This is a genomic window from Dechloromonas sp. CZR5 (assembly GCF_008711155.1).
Lineage (GTDB): Bacteria > Pseudomonadota > Gammaproteobacteria > Burkholderiales > Rhodocyclaceae > Azonexus.
The window spans coordinates 25,508-43,902 of record NZ_VUYQ01000009.1 but is presented as its reverse complement, the minus strand read 5'-3'; the positions used below and the strand labels follow the sequence as shown (position 1 = coordinate 43,902).

The following is an 18,395-nucleotide window of genomic DNA, read 5'->3' as shown; positions in this document are numbered from 1 at the left end:
TTACTCATATCACGGCATCAAGAAAGTGGCTTTTTCATGAACCGCGACTCCATCATGGTTCATGGCCTTGATATCAAAATAGATCGTATTGGCCCCCGCCTTGCCGGATTCGGCGGGTACGCGCACCACGACGGTTACCTCGTGGTTCTCGGCGCTGGCGACTTCAACGATACGATCGCCAACGATTTCCATCCCTTCAATCCCTTCGACCGAAAGGGCGTAGCGCTTGGGCTCCTCCGTCGTATTCATGATCTTGAGGTTGTAGACATTTTCGATACGCCCATCATCGGCCTCGCGAGCCAGTATGGATCTATCGCGGATGACATCGACTTTGAGCGGAACTCGCGTGGCCAACGACCAGATCGAAGCCACGGTAATTGCAACGAGAATCGCCGTGTACAAAAGGATACGCGGGCGCATGATGTGCCCGACGATCTCCTTCGGAGAAAAATGCCTTTCCAGCGCATTCTCGGTTGTATAACGAATGAGGCCTCGTGGTTTACCGACCTTATCCATCACAGGATCGCATGCATCAATGCAGGCGCCACAGCCAATGCATTCGTACTGGATTCCCTTGCGTATATCGATCCCCGTCGGGCAAACCGCCACGCAAAGGCCACAATCCACGCAGTCGCCCAACGCCTTCGCATCGCCCCCCTTCTTGCGCGCTCCTCTCGGCTCGCCCCGTTCCGGATCATAGGTAATGACCAGTGTATCGGGATCGAACATCACGCCCTGGAAACGAGCGTACGGGCACATGTACTTGCACACCTGCTCGCGCAAGAAACCAGCCTGCATATAGCAGAACCCGCCATAGAAAAATATCCAGAACAGTTCCCAACCGGAAAAATTGTAAGGCAAAGCCGCCAGCAATTCGTCAACGGGCGTGAAGTAGGCAACCAGCGTGAATCCCGTCCAGATTGAGATCAGCAGCCACAACGTGTGCTTGAGTGCCTTGAGGGCGAACTTTCGCGATGTCAGCGGCCCCTTGTCGAGTTTCATTCTTGCCGAACGATCGCCCTCGATCCGGTTCTCCACCCACATGAATATTTCTGTATAGACCGTCTGCGGACACGCGTATCCACAGAACAACCGGCCGGCAATGGCGGTAAACAGAAATAGCGCGTAAGCCGAAACAATCAGCAACAGTGCGAGATAGAAAACATCCTGTGGCCACAAAACCAGGCCAAAGAGATAGAACTTGCGCTCAACCAGATGAAACAGGACTGCCTGGCGGCCGTTCCACTCAAGCCAGGGAGCACCATAGAAAAGAATCTGCGTTAACCAGACGAGAACCCATCGCCAAGTATTCCACCAGCCTTTTACATCCCGGATATATATCTTTTTATGTTTCTCGTAGAAAGAAACCGGTGCGGGAGTCTGTATCGACTGTGTTGTATTTTCTTTTGAGTCCATCGGGGCTATATCCGTATCGAAATTACGCTACGCGTTAACAGTTCGGGGGTACTACGAACGCAATTTTGATACAGATCAGGCATCACTGATACGGAAATAAACGGGGCGGCATTGCCGCCCCGTTTGAAGGCTTTTACTTGCCCTGGCTCAGGCTGAGCACGTAGGCAGACAGCAGGTGAACCTTGGCATCGCCCAGGAACTCCTTCCAAGCCGGCATCTGGTTCTGACGCCCGTTGGTAATGGTTTCGGTGATGACAGCCTCGGAAGAACCATACAACCAGACCTTGTCGGTCAGGTTAGGCGCGCCAACTGCATGCATGCCCTTGCCTTCCGGACCGTGGCAGCCAACGCAACCGGCAGAGGTAAAGGCTTCCTTGCCTTTGGCGGCACGCGTTGCATCGTTCGGCAGCCCCGAAAGGGAACGAACAAAGTTGGCCACATCCTTGATGGTATCGCCACCCAATTGTGCATGCGGCGGCATGACGCCCATACGGCCATTGGCGATGGTTTCCTTGATCTGCTCCGGCTCGCCGCCATACAGCCAATCGGCGTCGGTCAGATTCGGGAAGCCCTTGGCACCACGCGCATCGGCACCGTGACACTGCATGCAGTAGGTCAGGTACAGGCGCTTGCCCATTTCCATGGCCGTCTTGTCAGCAGCAACAGCCTTCAGGTCCATGGCCATGTACTTGTCGAACAACGGCTTGACAGCCGCGTCCATCTTTTCAACTTCCCGCTTGTGCTCACCGGCCGAAGTCCAGCCCAGCATGCCCTTGAAGTTACCCAGACCCGGGTAGAGTGCCAAATAGACGAAGGCAAAGACGACCGTAATGATGAACATCCAGCTCCACCACTTCGGCATCGGGTTGTTGTATTCCTCGAGAGTTTCATCCCAGACATGACCCATGGTCTTGCCCGGCGTGAAAGTCGCCTTGCCCTGGACTACCAGCAGAATCACGCAGAAGAGAATACTCCCCAGCACAATTGCCACTACGTACAGGTTCCAAAAATCGCTAACGAAATCGCTCATTTGCTTTCCTTTTTTCAGCGCAGGTGCGTCGTTTTCGACGACGCACCGTGATCATCATCTCCGGAGAACGGCAGGCTTGCAGCCTCGTCAAACCCCTTCTGGCTGCTACGGCCGTAGGCCCAAACCACAATCGCCAGGAAGCAGAGCAGGCCGACGACAGTGACGATGGATCGGAGATCGTTGATGTCCATGGCTATTACTTGACGTTCTTCAGCGCCAGACCCAAGCCCTGCAGGTAGGCAATCAGAACATCCATTTCGGTCTTGTCGCCGATAGCAGCCTTGGCACCCTTGATTTCCTCATCGGAATAAGTCGGAATACCGCGTACCTTGGCGTAGCCACGCATGATTTCCATCTTCTTCTCAATGTCGGCGCCAACCGAATCCTTGGCCTTGGTAGCAGCCAGGAAGGCAAAAGCAGGCATGTTGGACTCAGGCACCACGTCGCGCGGATTCATCAGGTGAGCACGCTGCCATTCGTCGGAATAGCGAGCACCAACACGCGCCAAGTCGGGACCGGTACGCTTGGAACCCCACTGGAACGGATGGTCATAGACGTATTCGCCTGCGACGGAGTAATGGCCATAACGCTCGGTTTCGGCGCGGAACGGACGAATCATCTGCGAGTGGCACAGGAAGCAGCCTTCGCGGATGTAGATGTCACGACCGGCCAGACGAACGGCGTCATACGGCTTGACCCCTTCGACCGGCGTCGTGGTCGACTTCTGGAAGAACAGCGGAACGATTTCGAGCAAGCCGCCCCAAATCACGGTGAGCAGCGTCAGCACAACCAGCAGGGCTACGCTCTTTTCAATTTGCTCATGCTTAAGCATTGTTATCTCTCCCTAATCAGGCGTGATGACCAGCCGGAGCAATTACCGGCATATCCTGGGTCTTGCCGCCAGCCATGGTCTTGAACATGTTGTAAGCCATGATCAGCATGCCGGACAGGAACAGGACACCACCCAGCCAACGAATCGCCCAGAACGGGTAGGACCCCTTGACGGATTCGACGAAGCTGTAAGCCAGCGTACCGTCGGCGTTGACAGCACGCCACATCAGACCTTGCATCACACCGGCAATCCACATGGAAGCGATGTACAGAACGGTACCGATGGTGGCAATCCAGAAGTGGGCAGTCACCAGCTTGGTGCTGTACATCTCGGACTTGCCGAACAGACGCGGCAGCAGGTAGTAGATGGAGCCGATGGAAACCATGGCCACCCAGCCCAGGGCGCCGGAGTGTACGTGGCCGACAGTCCAGTCGGTGTAATGCGACAGGGCATTGACAGTCTTGATCGACATCATCGGACCTTCAAAGGTAGACATACCGTAGAAGGACAACGAGGTGATCAGGAACTTCAGGACGGGATCGTCGCGCAGCTTGTGCCATGCGCCGGACAAGGTCATGATGCCGTTGATCATGCCACCCCAGGACGGAGCCAGCAGAATCAGGGAGAACAGCATGCCTACAGACTGGGTCCAGTCCGGAAGAGCGGTGTAGTGCAGATGGTGCGGACCCGCCCACATGTAGGTGAAGATCAGCGCCCAGAAGTGAACGACGGACAGACGGTAGGAATAAACCGGACGACCAGCCTGCTTCGGCACGAAGTAGTACATCATCCCCAGGAAGCCGGCAGTCAGGAAGAAGCCCACGGCATTGTGACCGTACCACCACTGGATCATCGCATCCTGCACACCCGAGTACATGGAGTAGGACTTGGTCAGGGTAACCGGCATGGCCATGCTATTGACGATGTGCAGCAGCGCGACAGCGATGATGAAGGCGCCGAAGAACCAGTTGGCCACGTAAATATGGGAAACCTTGCGGACAGCAATGGTACCGAAGAAGACCAGCGCATAAGACACCCAGACAGCGGTAATCAGCAGGTCAATCGGCCATTCCAGCTCAGCATATTCCTTGCCGCTGGTGATACCAAGCGGCAGGGTGACTGCGGCCAGGACGATAATCAGCTGCCAACCCCAGAAGGTGAACGGAATCAGCGGGCCACCCCAGAGGCGGGCATGGCTGGTGCGCTGAACGCACCAGTAAGACGTTGCAAACAAAGCGCAGCCACCAAACGCGAAAATGACCGCGTTGGTATGCAACGGACGCAGGCGACCGAAGTGCAGCCAAGGCCCGAAGTTAAGTTCCGGCCAGACTAGCTGAGCCGCGATGATGACACCGACAAGCATACCGACGATGCCCCAAATGACAGTCATGACGGCAAATTGCCGTACGACCTTATCGTTATATGTGGTTTGCGTTCCAGACATGAACCCACCTCTCGTTAATAAAAAACGGGATGCCCACCTCCCTGAGACCAAGGGGGCACATAGAAACGGATGGTATTCTAGTTGAGTGGAGGTGTTTTGACCTAGATCAACCTACCGATTATCTAAGTCAAATTAGTCCTAATTACCTAGACAGACACTGCAATCCGGGGCAATCGTGGACAAAAAAAGGGTGCGTCGTAACGCACCCCAACCCCAACAGAGAATTGCTGCGAAACATCAGCTCCGCAATGACCGCATTATGGCTTTTGAGACAAAATGCACGTTGACACAGGTCAAACTTTCTCTGCTTTCTCCGTTTTCGTCTTTTCAACGGAGGGTTGCGGCGGATTGTCATCCATCAGGACTCTGAAGCCAGGCCCTTCCAGATCATCGAACTGGCCACTACGCACCGACCACCAGAAAGCAAGCGCAATCCCGAAAACGAGAAGCACCGACACCGGAATCAACAGATAAACGCTCTCCATCAGTCGTCAGCCTCCTGGCGCTGAATGCGCAAAGAATTGAGAACGACCAGCAGGGAGCTGGCCGACATGCCGATACCCGCCAGCCAGGGGGTGACATATCCGGCTATGGCCAAGGGCAAGGCCACGAAATTGTACGCGAATGACCACCAGAGGTTCTGCCGAATAATAGTAAGACTGCGCTGCGCACGCCGCAAACCGTGGCGCAGGTGATCAAGATTTTCCGACAGCAGAACGAAATCCGACTGGGTACGCGCCAATTGAGCCCCCCCGCCCATGGCCACCGAAACCTGCGCCTGCGCAAGCACCGGGGCGTCATTCACACCATCGCCAACCATCGCCACCACGGCACCCTGCGCCTGCAAGGCCTTGACGCAATCATGCTTGCCTTGCGGCGTCACACCGGCACGCACGTCATCGATCCCCAACACAGCCGCTACACGGAGCGCCACGCTTTGCGCATCCCCGGTCAGCAGAACGATATGCTTGCCAAGCCCGCGCAACTCGGCAACCAGGCGCACCGACTCCGGACGCAATTCGTCGCCGATGCGGAACAAGGCGAGACATCCCATCTCGCCACCGAGGACAACGACAGTGTCGCCACTCTGCAACCAATCGCCAGCCGTATCGGGCAAATGGGCACCTGACAGCGCCAAAGCGAAATCTGGTCGCCCGATCCTGTAACGCCGGCCATCCACCTCGGCCTCCATACCCTGGCCCGGCTCGCTACGGGCATTTAACGTCGTCTTTGGCGCCGCCCCCGAAGCACATTTCAGCGCAGCCGCCAGCGGATGCTCCGAGGCATGCTCAAGTGCCGCAGCCAATGCCAAGCACTCCTCCCGCCCAAGCTCCGCCGTCGGCAAAACGTCCATCAGATGCATCCTGCCGGTCGTCAGCGTCCCCGTTTTGTCGAATACAAAGTGAGTCGCCCGGGCCAGCGTTTCGATGGCATGCCCGCGCGTCACCAGCAAGCCATCCTTGGCCAGCGCCCCGGCAGCGACCGTCAGCGCAATCGGCGTCGCCAGCGACAAGGCACAGGGGCATGTCACAACCAGCACCGAAACGGTGATCCACAACGCACGCGACGGATCAATCACATACCAGGCAATTGCCACCAGTATGGCGACAGCCAACAGCGCAGCAACGAAATAACTGGCTACACGATCCGCCATCTCCACTATTTTTGGCTTTTCCGCAGCCGCGCGCTCCATCAGCTGGATGATGGCGGAAAGACGAGTCCCCTCGCCAACCTGTTCGACCCTTACCACCAAGGGACTTTCGGCGTTGATCGAACCGCCAGTCACCAGATCGCCGGGCATTTTCGTTACCGGCTTGCTCTCGCCGGTCAGCAGCGACTCATTGGCGCAACTCTGCCCTTCGATCACCCTCCCATCGGCGGGCACGATGTCACCGGCCCGTACCAGCACATGGTCACCCGTCTTCAAATCGGCAACCACACACTGCTCAACCGAACGATCCGCCGGGAAGCACTGCATCTTTTGCGCAAAGGCAGGCAACAGTTTGGCCAATGCCTCGGTCACGCCAACCGCTTTCTGGCGCGCCGCCATCTCCAGAAAGCGCCCACCAAGCAGGAAGAACACGAACATGGTGACCGAGTCGAAATAGACTTCCCCCCCCTGGACAAAGGTTGCCCAGCAACTTGCCAGAAAGGCCGCCCCCACACCGAACGCCACCGGCACATCCATCCCGACCCGGCGCAGCTTGATATCCCTCCAGGCGTTCCGGAAGAAAGGCGCCGATGAATAAAAGATGACAGGCAGCGTCAGCAACAAACTGGCCCAACGCATCAAGCTCTCGATATCGGGCGCCATGTCGCCATCGGCGATATACACCGGATAGGCATACATCATCACCTGCATCATCCCGAAACCGGCGACCCACAGGCGCCACAGGGCATCGCGACGCTCCTTGCGGGATATTTCCTCATTCTTCGCGGCATCGTAGGGATACGCACGGTAACCGATGGCGGCAACCGCAGCGAGAATATCGGAAAGTTTGATGCGTGAATCGTCCCAGCGCACCCGCGCACGCCGCGTCGCATAATTGATGTCGACGGCAATCACGCCCTGCAATCGACCGACATGCTGCTCGTTCAACCAGATGCAGGCAGCACAGGTAATCCCCTCAAGCAACAGCGATGCTTCACGCTCCCCCTTGGCAAGCTCCTTGACGAAACTCTTCTGGAACTCGGCATGATCGTACAAGGCCAATTGATCCAGAACAGCGGGCATCGCCTCGCGCGGCGACTCCGGAAGCGCATCGCGACTGCGATAGTAGTCCTCCAGGCCGTTGTCGACGATCGACTGCGCCACCGCCTGGCAACCATAACAACAGACTGCTCGCGTCTCTCCCGTTATCTTGACGGACAGATCGATGTCATCGGGAATGGGTAGACCGCAGTGGTAGCACGAACTCGGGGACATAAAAACCAAAAAGGCACCGAAGTGCCTTTTGAATCAAGGGCGGAGCCGAAGTATAGATTATTTGGCACCCATCCGGATGGCGCCATCCAGGCGAATGACCTCGCCATTGAGATAAGCATTTTCGGCAATGTGCTTGACCAGCGCAGCGTACTCTGCGGGCTTCCCCATACGGGTCGGGAATGGAACCATCTTGTTCAGCGCATCCTGCACCTCTGCCGGCATGCCAAGCAGCATCGGCGTTTCCATAATGCCCGGGGCGATGGTCAGACAGCGGATACCACTGCGCGCCAGTTCGCGCGCCACCGGCAGCGTCAAGGCGACAATCCCGCCCTTGGAGGCGGCATAGGCAGCCTGGCCGAGCTGCCCCTCGAAGGCAGCCACGGAGGCCGTATTGATGATCACACCGCGCTCTGCGCCCGCGTCCGGCTCATTCTTGAGCATCGCTTCGGCGGCAAGGCGGAGCATGTTGAAGGTTCCCACCAGATTGATATTGATGGTGCGCGCAAAGCTCTCCAGCTTGTGCGGACCTTCCTTGCCGACCACTTTTTCGGCCGGAGCCACGCCGGCACAGTTCACCAGGCCATGCAAGGCACCAAAGCTGGCCACTGCGGAATTCACGGCATTGACCGCAGAAGGTTCGCTGGCCACGTCGGTCTCGACAAACAACGCATTGGCTCCCAGCTCGCCGGCCAGTTTTTCACCAGCCTCGCGGTTGAGATCGGCCAGCACGACTTTGGCCCCCGCCTCAATCAGCGCTGCCGCTGTCGCCGCCCCCAAACCCGAACCGCCGCCGGTTACCAGGAAAACCTTGTCCTTGATCTGCATTTGCCGCTCTCCTCTGAGTTATCGGCCGCCATTCCAGACGGTACCGTATGGTAAAAACGGACATATTACTCCGGGATGGGCGAAAGAAAAATCCCCGTATCAGGTCCGGTGCTATGATAAACAAGTGACCACCTGCAGTCCGCCTTCCGAACATGCCTGATCGCCACTTCGCACGCGCCAGCCACGCCACCCTACTGGTCATCGATCCGTCGCTGGCCGATCGTGCGCAAATTTGCGAATGCCTGAATCAACTACCGGACATCAAAGTCATCGCCGCGGGAGAAGCCGAGCAGGCACTGCAAATCGTGCGCGAGGCCTATCCCAGCATGATTTTGCTCGACAGTGCGCAAAAAGGAATCGACGGAATCTCGCTGACGCGCGCCATTCGCAGTTGGGAACAGAGCTGTAGCAACGCAGCCTACACCCCGTGGACACCGATCATATTTCTCTCCTCGGTGAATGATGAAAATCTGCTGGCACAGGGAATTCTGGCGGGCGGCGACGATTTCATCTGCAAGCCGGTCTCGGAAGTCGTGCTTCTCGCCAAGGTTCGCGCCATGCTGCGCATCGCTGCCCGCCAGCGGGAAATATGCGATGTCCATCGCCAACTCAAGGATATCGCGACCTTGGACAGCCTGACCGGAATTCCCAATCGACGTTATTTCGACGACACACTGGCTGTCGAATGGAAGCGTTGCCTGCGCACCGAAACGCCGCTCAGCATCGTGCTCAGCGATGTCGACTTCTTCAAGCAATTCAACGACATTTATGGGCACCAGGCCGGGGACGCGTGCCTCAAGGCTGTTGCCAGCACGCTGAGCGAATCGCTTTTCCGTGTGGAAGACAGCGTTGCCCGATACGGAGGAGAGGAATTTGTCGCCATCCTGCCCGGAACGGATGCCGACGGCGCTTATGCGGTAGCCGAGCGCATGCGGCAATCGGCCCGTGAGCTTTGCATTCCACACGAACGCGGCATTGGCGGCCAGCTATCCTGCAGCTTTGGTGTCGCCAGCATCCACCCGCGCGCCGACAAAGCCCCGCAGCAACTCCTGCGTTTTGCCGACGCAGGGCTGTACGCGGCAAAACGCGCCGGAAGAAACAGGGTCGAGATCAACAGCGATCCGGTCTGTTGCAACTGACCCGCATCCCTCAATGGGGGAAGCACCCCCAAAAAAACCGAAACGACTATTCGGCCGGCTTGCTGGCCGGCTTGCGCCCCGGGGCCGGCTTGGGGAAGTAGCCGAAAATACGGCACTGGATAGCCTCGACAGGCTTTCCGTTCTTGAAGCTGGTCACGCTGCACATGGAGATTTCCTGCTGGGCGGAAAGCTCGGAGAGTGCGGCACGCACTTCCTCAAGGGGAATCTTGATAGCATTTGCGATTTCGAGGTCGAGCAACTGCCCGTGCTTTTTCAAGTGATCAAGAACCTTGGGAGTAGTCATGGCCAATCCTTTACTTCGTTTGTTGCATGGCGCCGCCCCACGTCCTATACGGAAGAAGGCTTTTCCGGCCAACCACGCCGGAAACAGCGGAACCACGCAGATGAACGCAAAAAGGCCAACTCCGCAGGAGTTAGCCCAAGCGCATGGAATTACTGGTGCCGTTGAAGTGAATCGAACACTCGACCTACTGATTACGAATCAGTTGCTCTACCAACTGAGCTACAACGGCACGCTTGCCGAAAGCCTCGAAACATCAAGCTTTCGCCGCTTCCGAAAAAGCAGAGCGTAGAATTATAGCTTTTTCGCCCACGTTCAGGCAACGTCACTAACCAATGAATCTGCTTCGCGCACTGGCCACGGTCAGCGGAATGACCCTGTTATCAAGAATTCTCGGCTTTGTTCGCGATTTCGTCATCGCTCGCGCATTTGGCGCCGGACTGGCAACCGACGCGTTTTTCGTTGCCTTCAAGTTGCCCAACCTGCTCCGCCGCATGTTCGCCGAAGGCGCATTCTCCCAGGCGTTCGTCCCCATACTGGGGGAATACAAGAACAAGCGGAGTCAGGAGGACACGCGCACGCTGGTCGACCATGTCGCCAGCCTGCTGTCGATGCTGCTGTTCGCCATCACCGCCGTCGGCATTGCCGCCGCGCCGCTGCTGGTCTGGATATCCGCTCCCGGATTCAGTGCCGACGCCGGCAAATTCGAACTGACCGTCACGCTGACCCGCATCACCTTCCCCTACATCTTCTTCATGTCGCTCGTGGCCCTGGCGGGCGGGCTGCTCAACAGCTGGAGCCGCTTCGCCCTGCCCGCCTTCACTCCTGTGCTGCTGAACATCTCGTTCATTGCCATGGCCCTGTTTGCCGCGCCCTACTTCGATCCGCCCGTTCTGGCGCTGGCCTGGGCCGTCTTCATCGGCGGTCTGTTGCAGATGGCAATCCAGATTCCCGCACTGAAAAAGATCGCCATGCTGCCACGGCCGACGCTCAACTGGCGCGCCGCCTGGGCCGACCCCGGCGTACGGCGCATCGCCATGCTGATGGGTCCGGCGCTGATCGGGGTTTCGGTGTCCCAGATCAGCCTGCTGATCAATACGGTCTTCGCCTCCTTCTTGAAGACGGGCAGCGTTTCGTGGCTTTATTACGCCGACCGCCTGATGGAGTTTCCCTCCGGCATGTTGGGCGCCGCTCTCGGCACGATTCTGCTGCCTTCACTGTCTCGTTGCCATGCCAGCGGCAACCATGCGGAATACTCCCGCCTGCTCGACTGGGGATTGCGCCTCACCCTGCTGCTGGCCGCCCCGGCCGCCGTCGGGCTGGCCATCCTGGCCGTCCCCCTGATCGCAACCCTGTTTTTTCACGGTGCATTCTCTGCTGAGGACGTATTCCGAACCCGCGAAGCCCTGGTCGCCTACACCGTCGGCCTGACCGGACTGATCCTGGTCAAGGTCCTGGCCCCTGGCTTTTATGCCCAGCAAAACGTCAAGACCCCGGTACGCATCGCGCTGATCTCGCTCGCCGCCACCCAAATCATGAATCTCGCCTTCATCGGCTGGATCGGGCACGCCGGACTGGCCCTGTCCATCGGGCTGGCCGCCTGCCTCAATGCCGGCATGCTCTACCGCGGCTTGCGCCGGCTGGATATTTACCGCCCCCAACCGGGATGGACGGGCTTTCTGCTCAAACTGACGGTTGCGCTGGCCGTCATGGCCGGCGCGCTCTGGTTTGCCATGGGCAGCGAAGCCGGCTGGCTGGAGGCCACCTTCATGGCACGGGGCATCCATCTTGCATGGCTGGTACCGCTTGGCGGCGGCGCTTATTTCGCTACACTATGGCTTCTCGGCTTCCGGCTTCGCGACTTCAAAGGACGCACGGCCGTCTAATCAGGAGACTTTGACGATGAAACTGAGCAGCACCAGTTTTTCAGATGGCCAAAAAATCCCGGGCGACTTTGCCTTCTGTACGCCCGACCCGGCACACCACGTCTGCCTTGGCCGCAATGCCAACCCGCAATTGACCTGGAACGACCCGCCGGCCGGCACCCGATCGTATGTGGTGATCTGCCACGACCCCGACGTCCCGAGCAAGGGCGACGACGTGAACCAGGAAGGGCGCACCGTCCCGGCTTCGTTGCCGCGCGTCGATTTCTTTCACTGGGTTCTTGTCGACCTTCCCGCCGCCGTCACCTCGTTGAAGGAAGGCGAGTTCAGCAACGAGGTCAGCCCGCGCGGCAAACCAGGCCCTCTGGCGGCCCACGGCGCCCGCCAGGGGATCAACAACTACACCGACTGGTTTGCCGGCGACAACGACATGCGCGGCGACTACTACGGTTACGACGGCCCGTGCCCACCGTGGAACGACGAAATCGTCCACCGCTACGTCTTTACCGTCTTCGCCCTGGACATGGAAAAACTCCCCGTCGATGGCCGGTTCGGCGGCCCGGAAGTGCGCGCCGCCATGCAGGGGCACATCCTTGCCGAAGCCAGCCTGACCGGCACCTACACGCTGAATCCGCAGCTGGCGAAATAAGGCTCGTCTGGAATGCAAAAGGCCATGCGCAAACGCATGGCCTTTTTTGCTTTCGGGGCGCCCACCGACTGCCGGCGGCCCTGCTGCTCGTCAGCGCACTGGCTTGCAGCCGCCGACCGTATTGCCGACGCAAGGCACCGAGCTTTCCCGGTTGATCAGCCACTTTCCTCCGACACGGATCATCTCCAAAGACTTCTGGGTCGTATCGCGGAAAGCATTCGAACTATAGATCTGGCGGAACTCGGCGAAGGCACGATCATTGCCATCCATGCGGACCTTGAGATCCTGAATCTCGACGCTGATGTCGGCACGGGTGGAAATCCGGCTACGCCGCAACTGCGCCCAATCCTCGCGAGACAAACCGCCATCCGGCGTGAAACTCGGTGCGTAGAAGCCAGAGTAGGCCGAATAATCGCGCGTCGACCACGCGGCAGCCCAGGATTTGACACGGCCTTCGATCTCGGCGTCCGGACCGGCAACCACGACCGGAGCCGGCGCGGAAACAAACTGCGGGCGCGTCGCATTCATCGCGGCCGCCCTGGCGTCGAGCGCTTCACGATCGGTCACATCCAGCGCAATCGGATCCGTCGGGCAGAGTTGCGCGGGATCGACTTCGGCCAGCTCGCCCGCTTCCGGCGTCCTGGCCTCGAGACGTTGCAGGCCCAGATACTGAAGCAGCGTACCCATGCCGGCATAGGTCCGCAAATAGGCCAGGGTCAGATCGCTGTCGGCATTGACGGCCGAGCGGCGCGCCGACAGCAATTCGTTTTCGGTATCGAGCAGGTCCAGCAGGGTACGCTGCCCGACATTGAACTGATCGCGATAGGCATCGCGGGTCTTCTCGAGCATGGAAACCTGACGCGCATGATGGGCCGACTGTTCCTTCAGGCGCAGCACGTCGTTATAAGCGATGAGGAGCGTCTGCCGGGTATCGCGGCAAGCCTTCTCGCGCATGTCGAACGCCAGGTTCTTCTTTTCGATGGTCTGCCTTTCGCGGGCGCGGTCGGAACCGCCATTGAACAAATTCCAGCTGACCACCAGCTCGGCCACGTTGTAGTCGCGCTGACCGGTATCGCCGAGATAGTTTCGAGTCTGGTCGGTGCGCGCCCGGAAATCGAGCTTGGGCGAATAGGCGGCGCGGCGCGCATCGATTTCATGCTGACTGGCTTCGATATTTTCGCTGGCCGCCAGCAAGGCCGGGTTATTGCGATGCAAGGTATCGAGTGCAGCCTTGGCCTGCGTCGGGAAGGCTCCGTTGACCTGCGTCGGGGCAACGATAGCACCGACGGGCTGAGCGCCGACGAGACGCTGATAGCGCGCCGAAACATCGTGCAGATTGGCGTTCTCGGTAACCAGATTGATTTCGGCCAGGGCCAGACGGCTGCCCGCCTGCTCAAGGTCCACACGACGCCCGACGCCGCTTTGTACACGGCGCTGAATCTGATCATGGGTCGCCTTGTGCTGGACATAGTTGTCCTTGGCAAGATCGACGAGATGCCGATAGCGGAGCACGTCGACGTAGGCGCGAGAGGCTTCGAGCGCCACATTCTCCGAGGCATCGAGCAGCTCGTAGTAGCGAACCAGCCTGGCCTTGTCGAGGCGACGCACCTCGCTGCGTGTCGCGAACCCGTCGAACAGCATCTGGTTCAGGCTGAGTACGTATCCGGTACGGTTATAGTCTCGCTCGGCGGCCGATGGCGTACGCAGGCCCTCGCGCCCCGAACCGGCTGTCAGATCGATGCGCGGGAAATAGCCGCCGCGAGCCACGCCGATTTCCTCTTCGGCAGCCCGATAGTTGTGCCACTTGGAAGTCACCTCCGGACTATTGATGACTGCGCGCTGAGCCACATCCTTCAGCGTCGCCTGCGCCGGCGCTGACGAAGAAGACACTTGGGCGATCGCCGGCATGGCGGAAAGCATACAAAGGGCGGCAATGGCTTTGTTGTTCATTGGAGGCAACCAGAAAATTGAGGCTGGCGTGGCACAACCGACCAGGAAAAAAATGACCTTAAAGCGATCGCCACGCGAACTTGATGCCCGCAATTATAGGTAGCACGTGCTATGTGATTGTAAGAATTCGTAAAACCAACCGAGAAATAAATCACGCAACGGCCCATATTTTTAGCCATCCACCCTCTAGGCACCGGCAAGGAGTCGCACCAGATGGGAGAAATGCGATTTGTCGCACCATTCTCAAAGATAACGGATTGTGCGTCATTCATGCCAAATTTCAGCCAAAGGGGAAAAACTGGCGAATTAATCAAAATAAGCCACAAAACAAGTGAACAAATAAGTCACATCACAAAACTAGGCCATTGAATAAAAACATATAAATACATAGCAAGTGAATATTAAAGAAAATTGAAAACATAATTTTTTCACATGATTGCTCGAAACTTCTCCGCCATTAACAACAAACGCGAGCCGGGCAGTCGCGAGACCCGGAGCGCAATCATCGTCACAGGCATTGCCCTTCCGCTACGTAAAGGTGCAGCGATCAACACCATATCAGGGATGCCAATACCCGGTTCATGGGCAAGCCCGGCGCTCGAAAACTGTCGCCTGGCGAGAAAAACATCGCCCACGACATGCTCTTGCACCCAGGCCGGTTTCCCGAGCAAACGCTCAAAAACCATAGCGCGGTTCCCCTCGAAACGCACACCTCGGGCGCGGCTAGGTCAGCAATTCGTCAGCCAGCCGACTCGATCGGTGCTGGCCCCGCAATCATTCCGGGCGAAGCGCCCTGACTTTCCTATACAGCGTCCGCTGGCTGATCCCCAGGCGCTCGGCCAGTGGCGTCGCATCGCGATCCGGCCGTGACCTGACCCATTCCAGATAGCGACGCTCCAGCTCGTCCAGGGCAATCGGCTCGCTGACCACGAAGTCGCCGTCGACCGGTGCAGCTGGTGGCGGCAGGTCATCGGCCAGCTCCATCAGATGGGCGCGGTCGATTACCTCGCCGTCGGCCAGCAAGCTTGCGCGTTCGATCAGGTTCCGCAGTTCACGGATGTTGCCGGAAAATTGCCGCCCCGACAGCCAGGCCAGGGCTTCCGCCGACATGCGCCGCCCGGACTTTCTGTCGACGCGCTCAAGCAGGGATTCCGCAAGCAGCGGAATATCATCCCTTCGCTCGTGCAATGCGGGCGCACGAATCGGAAAGGTGTTGATCCGGAAATACAGGTCGCGGCGAAAGGTTTCCGTCTGCACCATGGCCCGCAGGTCGCGGTGAGTAGCCGTCACCAAACGAAAATCCACCGGCAGCCAGTCCACACCGCCTACCCGACGATAAGTCCCCGTTTCCAGCAACCGCAGGAGTTTGACCTGCAGCGGCAGCGGCAATTCGCCGATCTCGTCGAGAAACAGGGTGCCGCCGGACGCCGCCTCGACCAGCCCTTGCTTCCGCGTCATCGCGCCAGTGAAAGCCCCCTTCTCGTAGCCGAACAACTCGCTCTCGAACAGCGTTTCCGTCATGCCAGCACAATCGACCGCCACGAACGGCCCCTCATCGCGCGCACTGGCCTCGTGAACGGCACGTGCCACCAACTCCTTGCCGGTCCCCGTTTCGCCCAGCAGCAAGACCGCCGCATTCGAATTGGCGACCCGCAGGATCTTTTCCAGCATCCCGACAAAAGCCGGCGAGCGCCCGACCAGGCCCTGCGCAGCGGCCCGGCTGCTGGCCTGGCGCACAACACGCATGGTTTCGACGAAATAGACGATCCGCCCGAGATCGTCGCGGATCGGTGTCGTCTCGACGGCGACATGCTCCTCGCCGCGCGGCGTGTGATGCAAATGCAGGACGCGCTGCGGATCGCCGCTTTCCAGACTCAAGCGCAACGGACAGGACTCTCCGGCCTGATCGCACGGCACATCGAAGCGGTGCGACACCTCGTAGCAGAAATGCCCGGACAGCGGCTTGCCGGCACCGAATTCGCGCATGTAGGCAGCATTCGCGGCAACGATGCGGTAATCGGTGCCCATCACGATACGCGGCTCCGGCAGCCCGTCGAGAAAGGAAATGAGTTCGCTTAGTGCCTGGGCAGCCATACCAAAAATGTCACCTACGCCATTAAATGCCGACATTATTGGCACACACACCCCATCCGACACAAGTCCATTCGCTCCAAGCAAAGACAACACATTGATTTGCATGATCTTATTTAGCCAAACGGCAACAGGCATGCATCTTGATAAGAAGCCACGCGGAAACCGGCGAAAAGACCTCCTTGACGCGCTTCTCACCACACGTCAGGGTGGCCATGGACCACTCCGGAAAACTGGCTGGCGGCATATCCCCCTTAGTTCGCCCCGCAGGCAAGCTTTATGCGGCCAGCCAGCGCCGGCGTCGCCCCATCCCGGTTTCCAACCCGATCACAACCTGCACGAGGACCAATGAGCCAGCCAGAAGCCAGCACGCAAGCGGAGACCGCTGTCAAAGTCTCCTTTTACGAAAAGCGCAAGAAGATCTACGCCAAGGGCATCCGCGGCACCTTCGACAACTGGCGGATCGCTCTCGTCCTGTTCACCCAGATTGTCTTCTACGGCGGCCTGTGGCTCGAATGGAACGGCCGCCAGGCCATCCTGCTCCATCTGGTCGAACGCAAGTTCTACATCTTCGGGGTGGTCTTCTGGCCGCAGGACGTCATCTACCTTGCCGCACTCCTGATCGTGTCGGCCTACGCGCTGTTTCTCGTCACCGCCATTGCTGGACGGCTGTTCTGTGGGTACGCCTGCCCGCAAACGGTCTACACCGAGCTGTTCATGTGGATCGAAAACTGGATCGAGGGCGATCGCAACGCACGCATCAAGCTGGACAAAGGCCCGTTCAACGCCCGCAAGCTGCGACTCAGGGCAATCAAGCACCTGCTCTGGCTGCTGCTCTCGCTGTGGACGGGTTTCACGCTGGTTGGCTACTTCACGCCGGTCAGCGAACTCATCAACAACGTGCGGACCGGCAACCTCGGACCGTGGGAAACCTTCTGGATTTTCTTCTACGGGGGGTTTACCTACCTGATGGCCGGCTTCATGCGCGAACAGGTCTGCAAATACATGTGCCCCTACGCCCGCTTCCAGAGCGTGATGTTCGACCCTGATACGCTGATCGTCACCTACGACCCGGAGCGGGGCGAAACACGCGGGGCACGCAAGAAGGGAGTCGATGCCAAAGCGGCAGGGCTGGGGGACTGCGTGGACTGCGGCCTGTGCGTCCAAGTCTGCCCGACCGGCATCGACATCCGTAACGGCCTGCAGTACGAGTGCATCGGTTGTGCCGCGTGCATCGACGTTTGCGACCAGGTGATGGACAAAACCGGGCTGCCGCGCGGACTGGTGCGCTATTCAACCGAAAACGCCATGTCGCAGCACCTTGATCGCAAAGCCATCGTAGCCCACGTCATCCGCCCGCGCATCCTGCTGTACACGGCCATCCTGGCGATCATTCTCGGCGCCTGCGCCTGGTTCCTGGCAAACCGCATTCCGCTCAAGGTGGACATCATCCGCGACCGCTCGATACTGGCCCGCGAAGCCGACGACGGCCGGATCGAAAATGTCTACATGCTGCAGATCATGAATACCGAGGAACGCCCCCATCGTTACCGCATCAGTGTCGACGGCCTGCCCGGCGCCGAAATAGCCGGCAGCCCGGAAGTAGACGCCGCCGCTGCGGGGCTGACCTCCCACAACACCATCGTCCGCGTGCCGCCCGATGCCGGCAAGGTCGGATCCAACCCCATTCACTTCGATATCGTCGCTATCGACAATCCTGACATCAAGGTCAGGGAGAAAGCTGCTTTCCTCCTGCCTCAGTAGCATCCAGGCAGACTCCGCTTGGGCGGGAGCATGTCTCCCGCCCTTTTTTTGCCTTTCGCGGCCCGGGCAGGCCCGCCGTGATAGCCGCAGCACAAGGCTTGCATCGGCGATATACTGGAAAAAATCCAACAAGAAGGAGACACCC

At 58.8% G+C, this 18,395-nt stretch carries 16 protein-coding genes and 1 tRNA gene; 4 read left to right on the top strand and 13 right to left on the bottom strand.

Annotated features, from left to right (window positions below; translation table 11 throughout):
- Positions 1-9: 9 nt before the first annotated feature.
- The 8 genes from ccoG (F1002_RS18215) to F1002_RS18180 all read right to left on the bottom strand — a co-directional run bounded on the left by ccoG (F1002_RS18215) (position 10) and on the right by F1002_RS18180 (position 8,473).
- Positions 10-1,416 (bottom strand): cytochrome c oxidase accessory protein CcoG, encoded by a 1,407-nt coding sequence (gene ccoG / locus F1002_RS18215; RefSeq protein WP_150430470.1) that lies wholly within the window; start codon positions 1,414-1,416, stop codon positions 10-12.
- A gap of 133 nt (positions 1,417-1,549) precedes the next feature.
- Positions 1,550-2,446: a cytochrome-c oxidase, cbb3-type subunit III gene (ccoP, locus tag F1002_RS18210; protein WP_150430469.1), complete on the bottom strand. Its 897-nt coding sequence runs from the start codon at positions 2,444-2,446 to the stop codon at positions 1,550-1,552.
- 14 nt (positions 2,447-2,460) lie between these two features.
- Positions 2,461-2,637 carry a cbb3-type cytochrome c oxidase subunit 3 gene (locus F1002_RS18205; RefSeq protein ID WP_150430468.1) on the bottom strand — a complete coding sequence of 59 codons (177 nt, stop codon included), beginning with the start codon at positions 2,635-2,637 and terminating at the stop codon, positions 2,461-2,463.
- Positions 2,638-2,642: 5 nt separating this feature from the next.
- A complete protein-coding gene (ccoO, locus tag F1002_RS18200; protein ID WP_370452189.1) occupies positions 2,643-3,278 on the bottom strand; it encodes a cytochrome-c oxidase, cbb3-type subunit II in 636 nt (211 codons plus the stop codon).
- A gap of 16 nt (positions 3,279-3,294) precedes the next feature.
- A complete protein-coding gene (gene ccoN / locus F1002_RS18195) occupies positions 3,295-4,722 on the bottom strand; it encodes a cytochrome-c oxidase, cbb3-type subunit I (RefSeq protein ID WP_150430466.1) in 1,428 nt (475 codons plus the stop codon).
- 293 nt (positions 4,723-5,015) lie between these two features.
- Positions 5,016-5,207: a cbb3-type cytochrome oxidase assembly protein CcoS gene (gene ccoS / locus F1002_RS18190; RefSeq protein WP_150430465.1), complete on the bottom strand. Its 192-nt coding sequence runs from the start codon at positions 5,205-5,207 to the stop codon at positions 5,016-5,018.
- Positions 5,207-7,648 (bottom strand): heavy metal translocating P-type ATPase, encoded by a 2,442-nt coding sequence (locus F1002_RS18185; RefSeq protein ID WP_150430464.1) that lies wholly within the window; start codon positions 7,646-7,648, stop codon positions 5,207-5,209. Before F1002_RS18185 ends, ccoS begins: the two co-directional genes overlap by 1 nt.
- A 57-nt stretch (positions 7,649-7,705) precedes the next feature.
- Positions 7,706-8,473 carry an SDR family NAD(P)-dependent oxidoreductase gene (locus F1002_RS18180; RefSeq protein ID WP_150430463.1) on the bottom strand — a complete coding sequence of 256 codons (768 nt, stop codon included), beginning with the start codon at positions 8,471-8,473 and terminating at the stop codon, positions 7,706-7,708.
- Between the two features lie 152 nt (positions 8,474-8,625).
- Between F1002_RS18180 and F1002_RS18175 the strand changes: the two genes are divergently transcribed.
- Positions 8,626-9,612, top strand: a complete 987-nt coding sequence (locus tag F1002_RS18175) for a diguanylate cyclase (RefSeq protein WP_150430462.1) — start codon at positions 8,626-8,628, stop codon at positions 9,610-9,612.
- Between the two features lie 46 nt (positions 9,613-9,658).
- Here the strand turns inward: F1002_RS18175 and F1002_RS18170 are convergent, their stop codons facing one another.
- Together F1002_RS18170 and F1002_RS18165 are read right to left on the bottom strand one after the other, a co-directional pair.
- A complete protein-coding gene (locus tag F1002_RS18170) occupies positions 9,659-9,916 on the bottom strand; it encodes a transcriptional regulator (protein ID WP_150430461.1) in 258 nt (85 codons plus the stop codon).
- Positions 9,917-10,069: 153 nt separating this feature from the next.
- Positions 10,070-10,145 (bottom strand) — tRNA-Thr (locus F1002_RS18165).
- Between the two features lie 103 nt (positions 10,146-10,248).
- Here F1002_RS18165 and murJ point away from each other — a divergent pair.
- Entirely contained in the window at positions 10,249-11,799 is a 1,551-nt protein-coding gene (gene murJ, locus F1002_RS18160; protein WP_150430460.1) for a murein biosynthesis integral membrane protein MurJ, read from the top strand.
- Positions 11,800-11,815: 16 nt separating this feature from the next.
- Positions 11,816-12,445: a YbhB/YbcL family Raf kinase inhibitor-like protein gene (locus F1002_RS18155; RefSeq protein ID WP_150430459.1), complete on the top strand. Its 630-nt coding sequence runs from the start codon at positions 11,816-11,818 to the stop codon at positions 12,443-12,445.
- 90 nt (positions 12,446-12,535) lie between these two features.
- Here F1002_RS18155 and F1002_RS18150 read toward each other — a convergent pair whose 3' ends face one another.
- From F1002_RS18150 to F1002_RS18140, 3 genes are all read right to left on the bottom strand, one after another.
- Entirely contained in the window at positions 12,536-14,395 is a 1,860-nt protein-coding gene (locus F1002_RS18150; RefSeq protein ID WP_150430458.1) for a TolC family outer membrane protein, read from the bottom strand.
- Between the two features lie 428 nt (positions 14,396-14,823).
- Entirely contained in the window at positions 14,824-15,081 is a 258-nt protein-coding gene (locus F1002_RS18145; RefSeq protein WP_150430457.1) for a hypothetical protein, read from the bottom strand.
- A gap of 88 nt (positions 15,082-15,169) precedes the next feature.
- Positions 15,170-16,489: a sigma-54-dependent Fis family transcriptional regulator gene (locus tag F1002_RS18140; RefSeq protein WP_150430456.1), complete on the bottom strand. Its 1,320-nt coding sequence runs from the start codon at positions 16,487-16,489 to the stop codon at positions 15,170-15,172.
- A gap of 345 nt (positions 16,490-16,834) precedes the next feature.
- Between F1002_RS18140 and ccoG (F1002_RS18135) the strand changes: the two genes are divergently transcribed.
- Positions 16,835-18,250, top strand: a complete 1,416-nt coding sequence (gene ccoG / locus F1002_RS18135; protein WP_150430455.1) for a cytochrome c oxidase accessory protein CcoG — start codon at positions 16,835-16,837, stop codon at positions 18,248-18,250.
- Positions 18,251-18,395: the final 145 nt, after the last annotated feature.

What these genes read in the sequence shown, in the direction of transcription:
- ccoG (WP_150430470.1), bottom strand. Translation starts at nt 1,416, where the DNA reads ATGGACTCAAAAGAAAATACAACACAGTCGATACAGACTCCCGCACCG.
- ccoP (WP_150430469.1), bottom strand. Translation starts at nt 2,446, where the DNA reads ATGAGCGATTTCGTTAGCGATTTTTGGAACCTGTACGTAGTGGCAATT.
- F1002_RS18205 (WP_150430468.1), bottom strand. Translation starts at nt 2,637, where the DNA reads ATGGACATCAACGATCTCCGATCCATCGTCACTGTCGTCGGCCTGCTC.
- ccoO (WP_370452189.1), bottom strand. Translation starts at nt 3,278, where the DNA reads ATGCTTAAGCATGAGCAAATTGAAAAGAGCGTAGCCCTGCTGGTTGTG.
- ccoN (WP_150430466.1), bottom strand. Translation starts at nt 4,722, where the DNA reads ATGTCTGGAACGCAAACCACATATAACGATAAGGTCGTACGGCAATTT.
- ccoS (WP_150430465.1), bottom strand. Translation starts at nt 5,207, where the DNA reads ATGGAGAGCGTTTATCTGTTGATTCCGGTGTCGGTGCTTCTCGTTTTC.
- F1002_RS18185 (WP_150430464.1), bottom strand. Translation starts at nt 7,648, where the DNA reads ATGTCCCCGAGTTCGTGCTACCACTGCGGTCTACCCATTCCCGATGAC.
- F1002_RS18180 (WP_150430463.1), bottom strand. Translation starts at nt 8,473, where the DNA reads ATGCAGATCAAGGACAAGGTTTTCCTGGTAACCGGCGGCGGTTCGGGT.
- F1002_RS18175 (WP_150430462.1), top strand. Translation starts at nt 8,626, where the DNA reads ATGCCTGATCGCCACTTCGCACGCGCCAGCCACGCCACCCTACTGGTC.
- F1002_RS18170 (WP_150430461.1), bottom strand. Translation starts at nt 9,916, where the DNA reads ATGACTACTCCCAAGGTTCTTGATCACTTGAAAAAGCACGGGCAGTTG.
- murJ (WP_150430460.1), top strand. Translation starts at nt 10,249, where the DNA reads ATGAATCTGCTTCGCGCACTGGCCACGGTCAGCGGAATGACCCTGTTA.
- F1002_RS18155 (WP_150430459.1), top strand. Translation starts at nt 11,816, where the DNA reads ATGAAACTGAGCAGCACCAGTTTTTCAGATGGCCAAAAAATCCCGGGC.
- F1002_RS18150 (WP_150430458.1), bottom strand. Translation starts at nt 14,395, where the DNA reads ATGAACAACAAAGCCATTGCCGCCCTTTGTATGCTTTCCGCCATGCCG.
- F1002_RS18145 (WP_150430457.1), bottom strand. Translation starts at nt 15,081, where the DNA reads ATGGTTTTTGAGCGTTTGCTCGGGAAACCGGCCTGGGTGCAAGAGCAT.
- F1002_RS18140 (WP_150430456.1), bottom strand. Translation starts at nt 16,489, where the DNA reads ATGGCTGCCCAGGCACTAAGCGAACTCATTTCCTTTCTCGACGGGCTG.
- ccoG (WP_150430455.1), top strand. Translation starts at nt 16,835, where the DNA reads ATGAGCCAGCCAGAAGCCAGCACGCAAGCGGAGACCGCTGTCAAAGTC.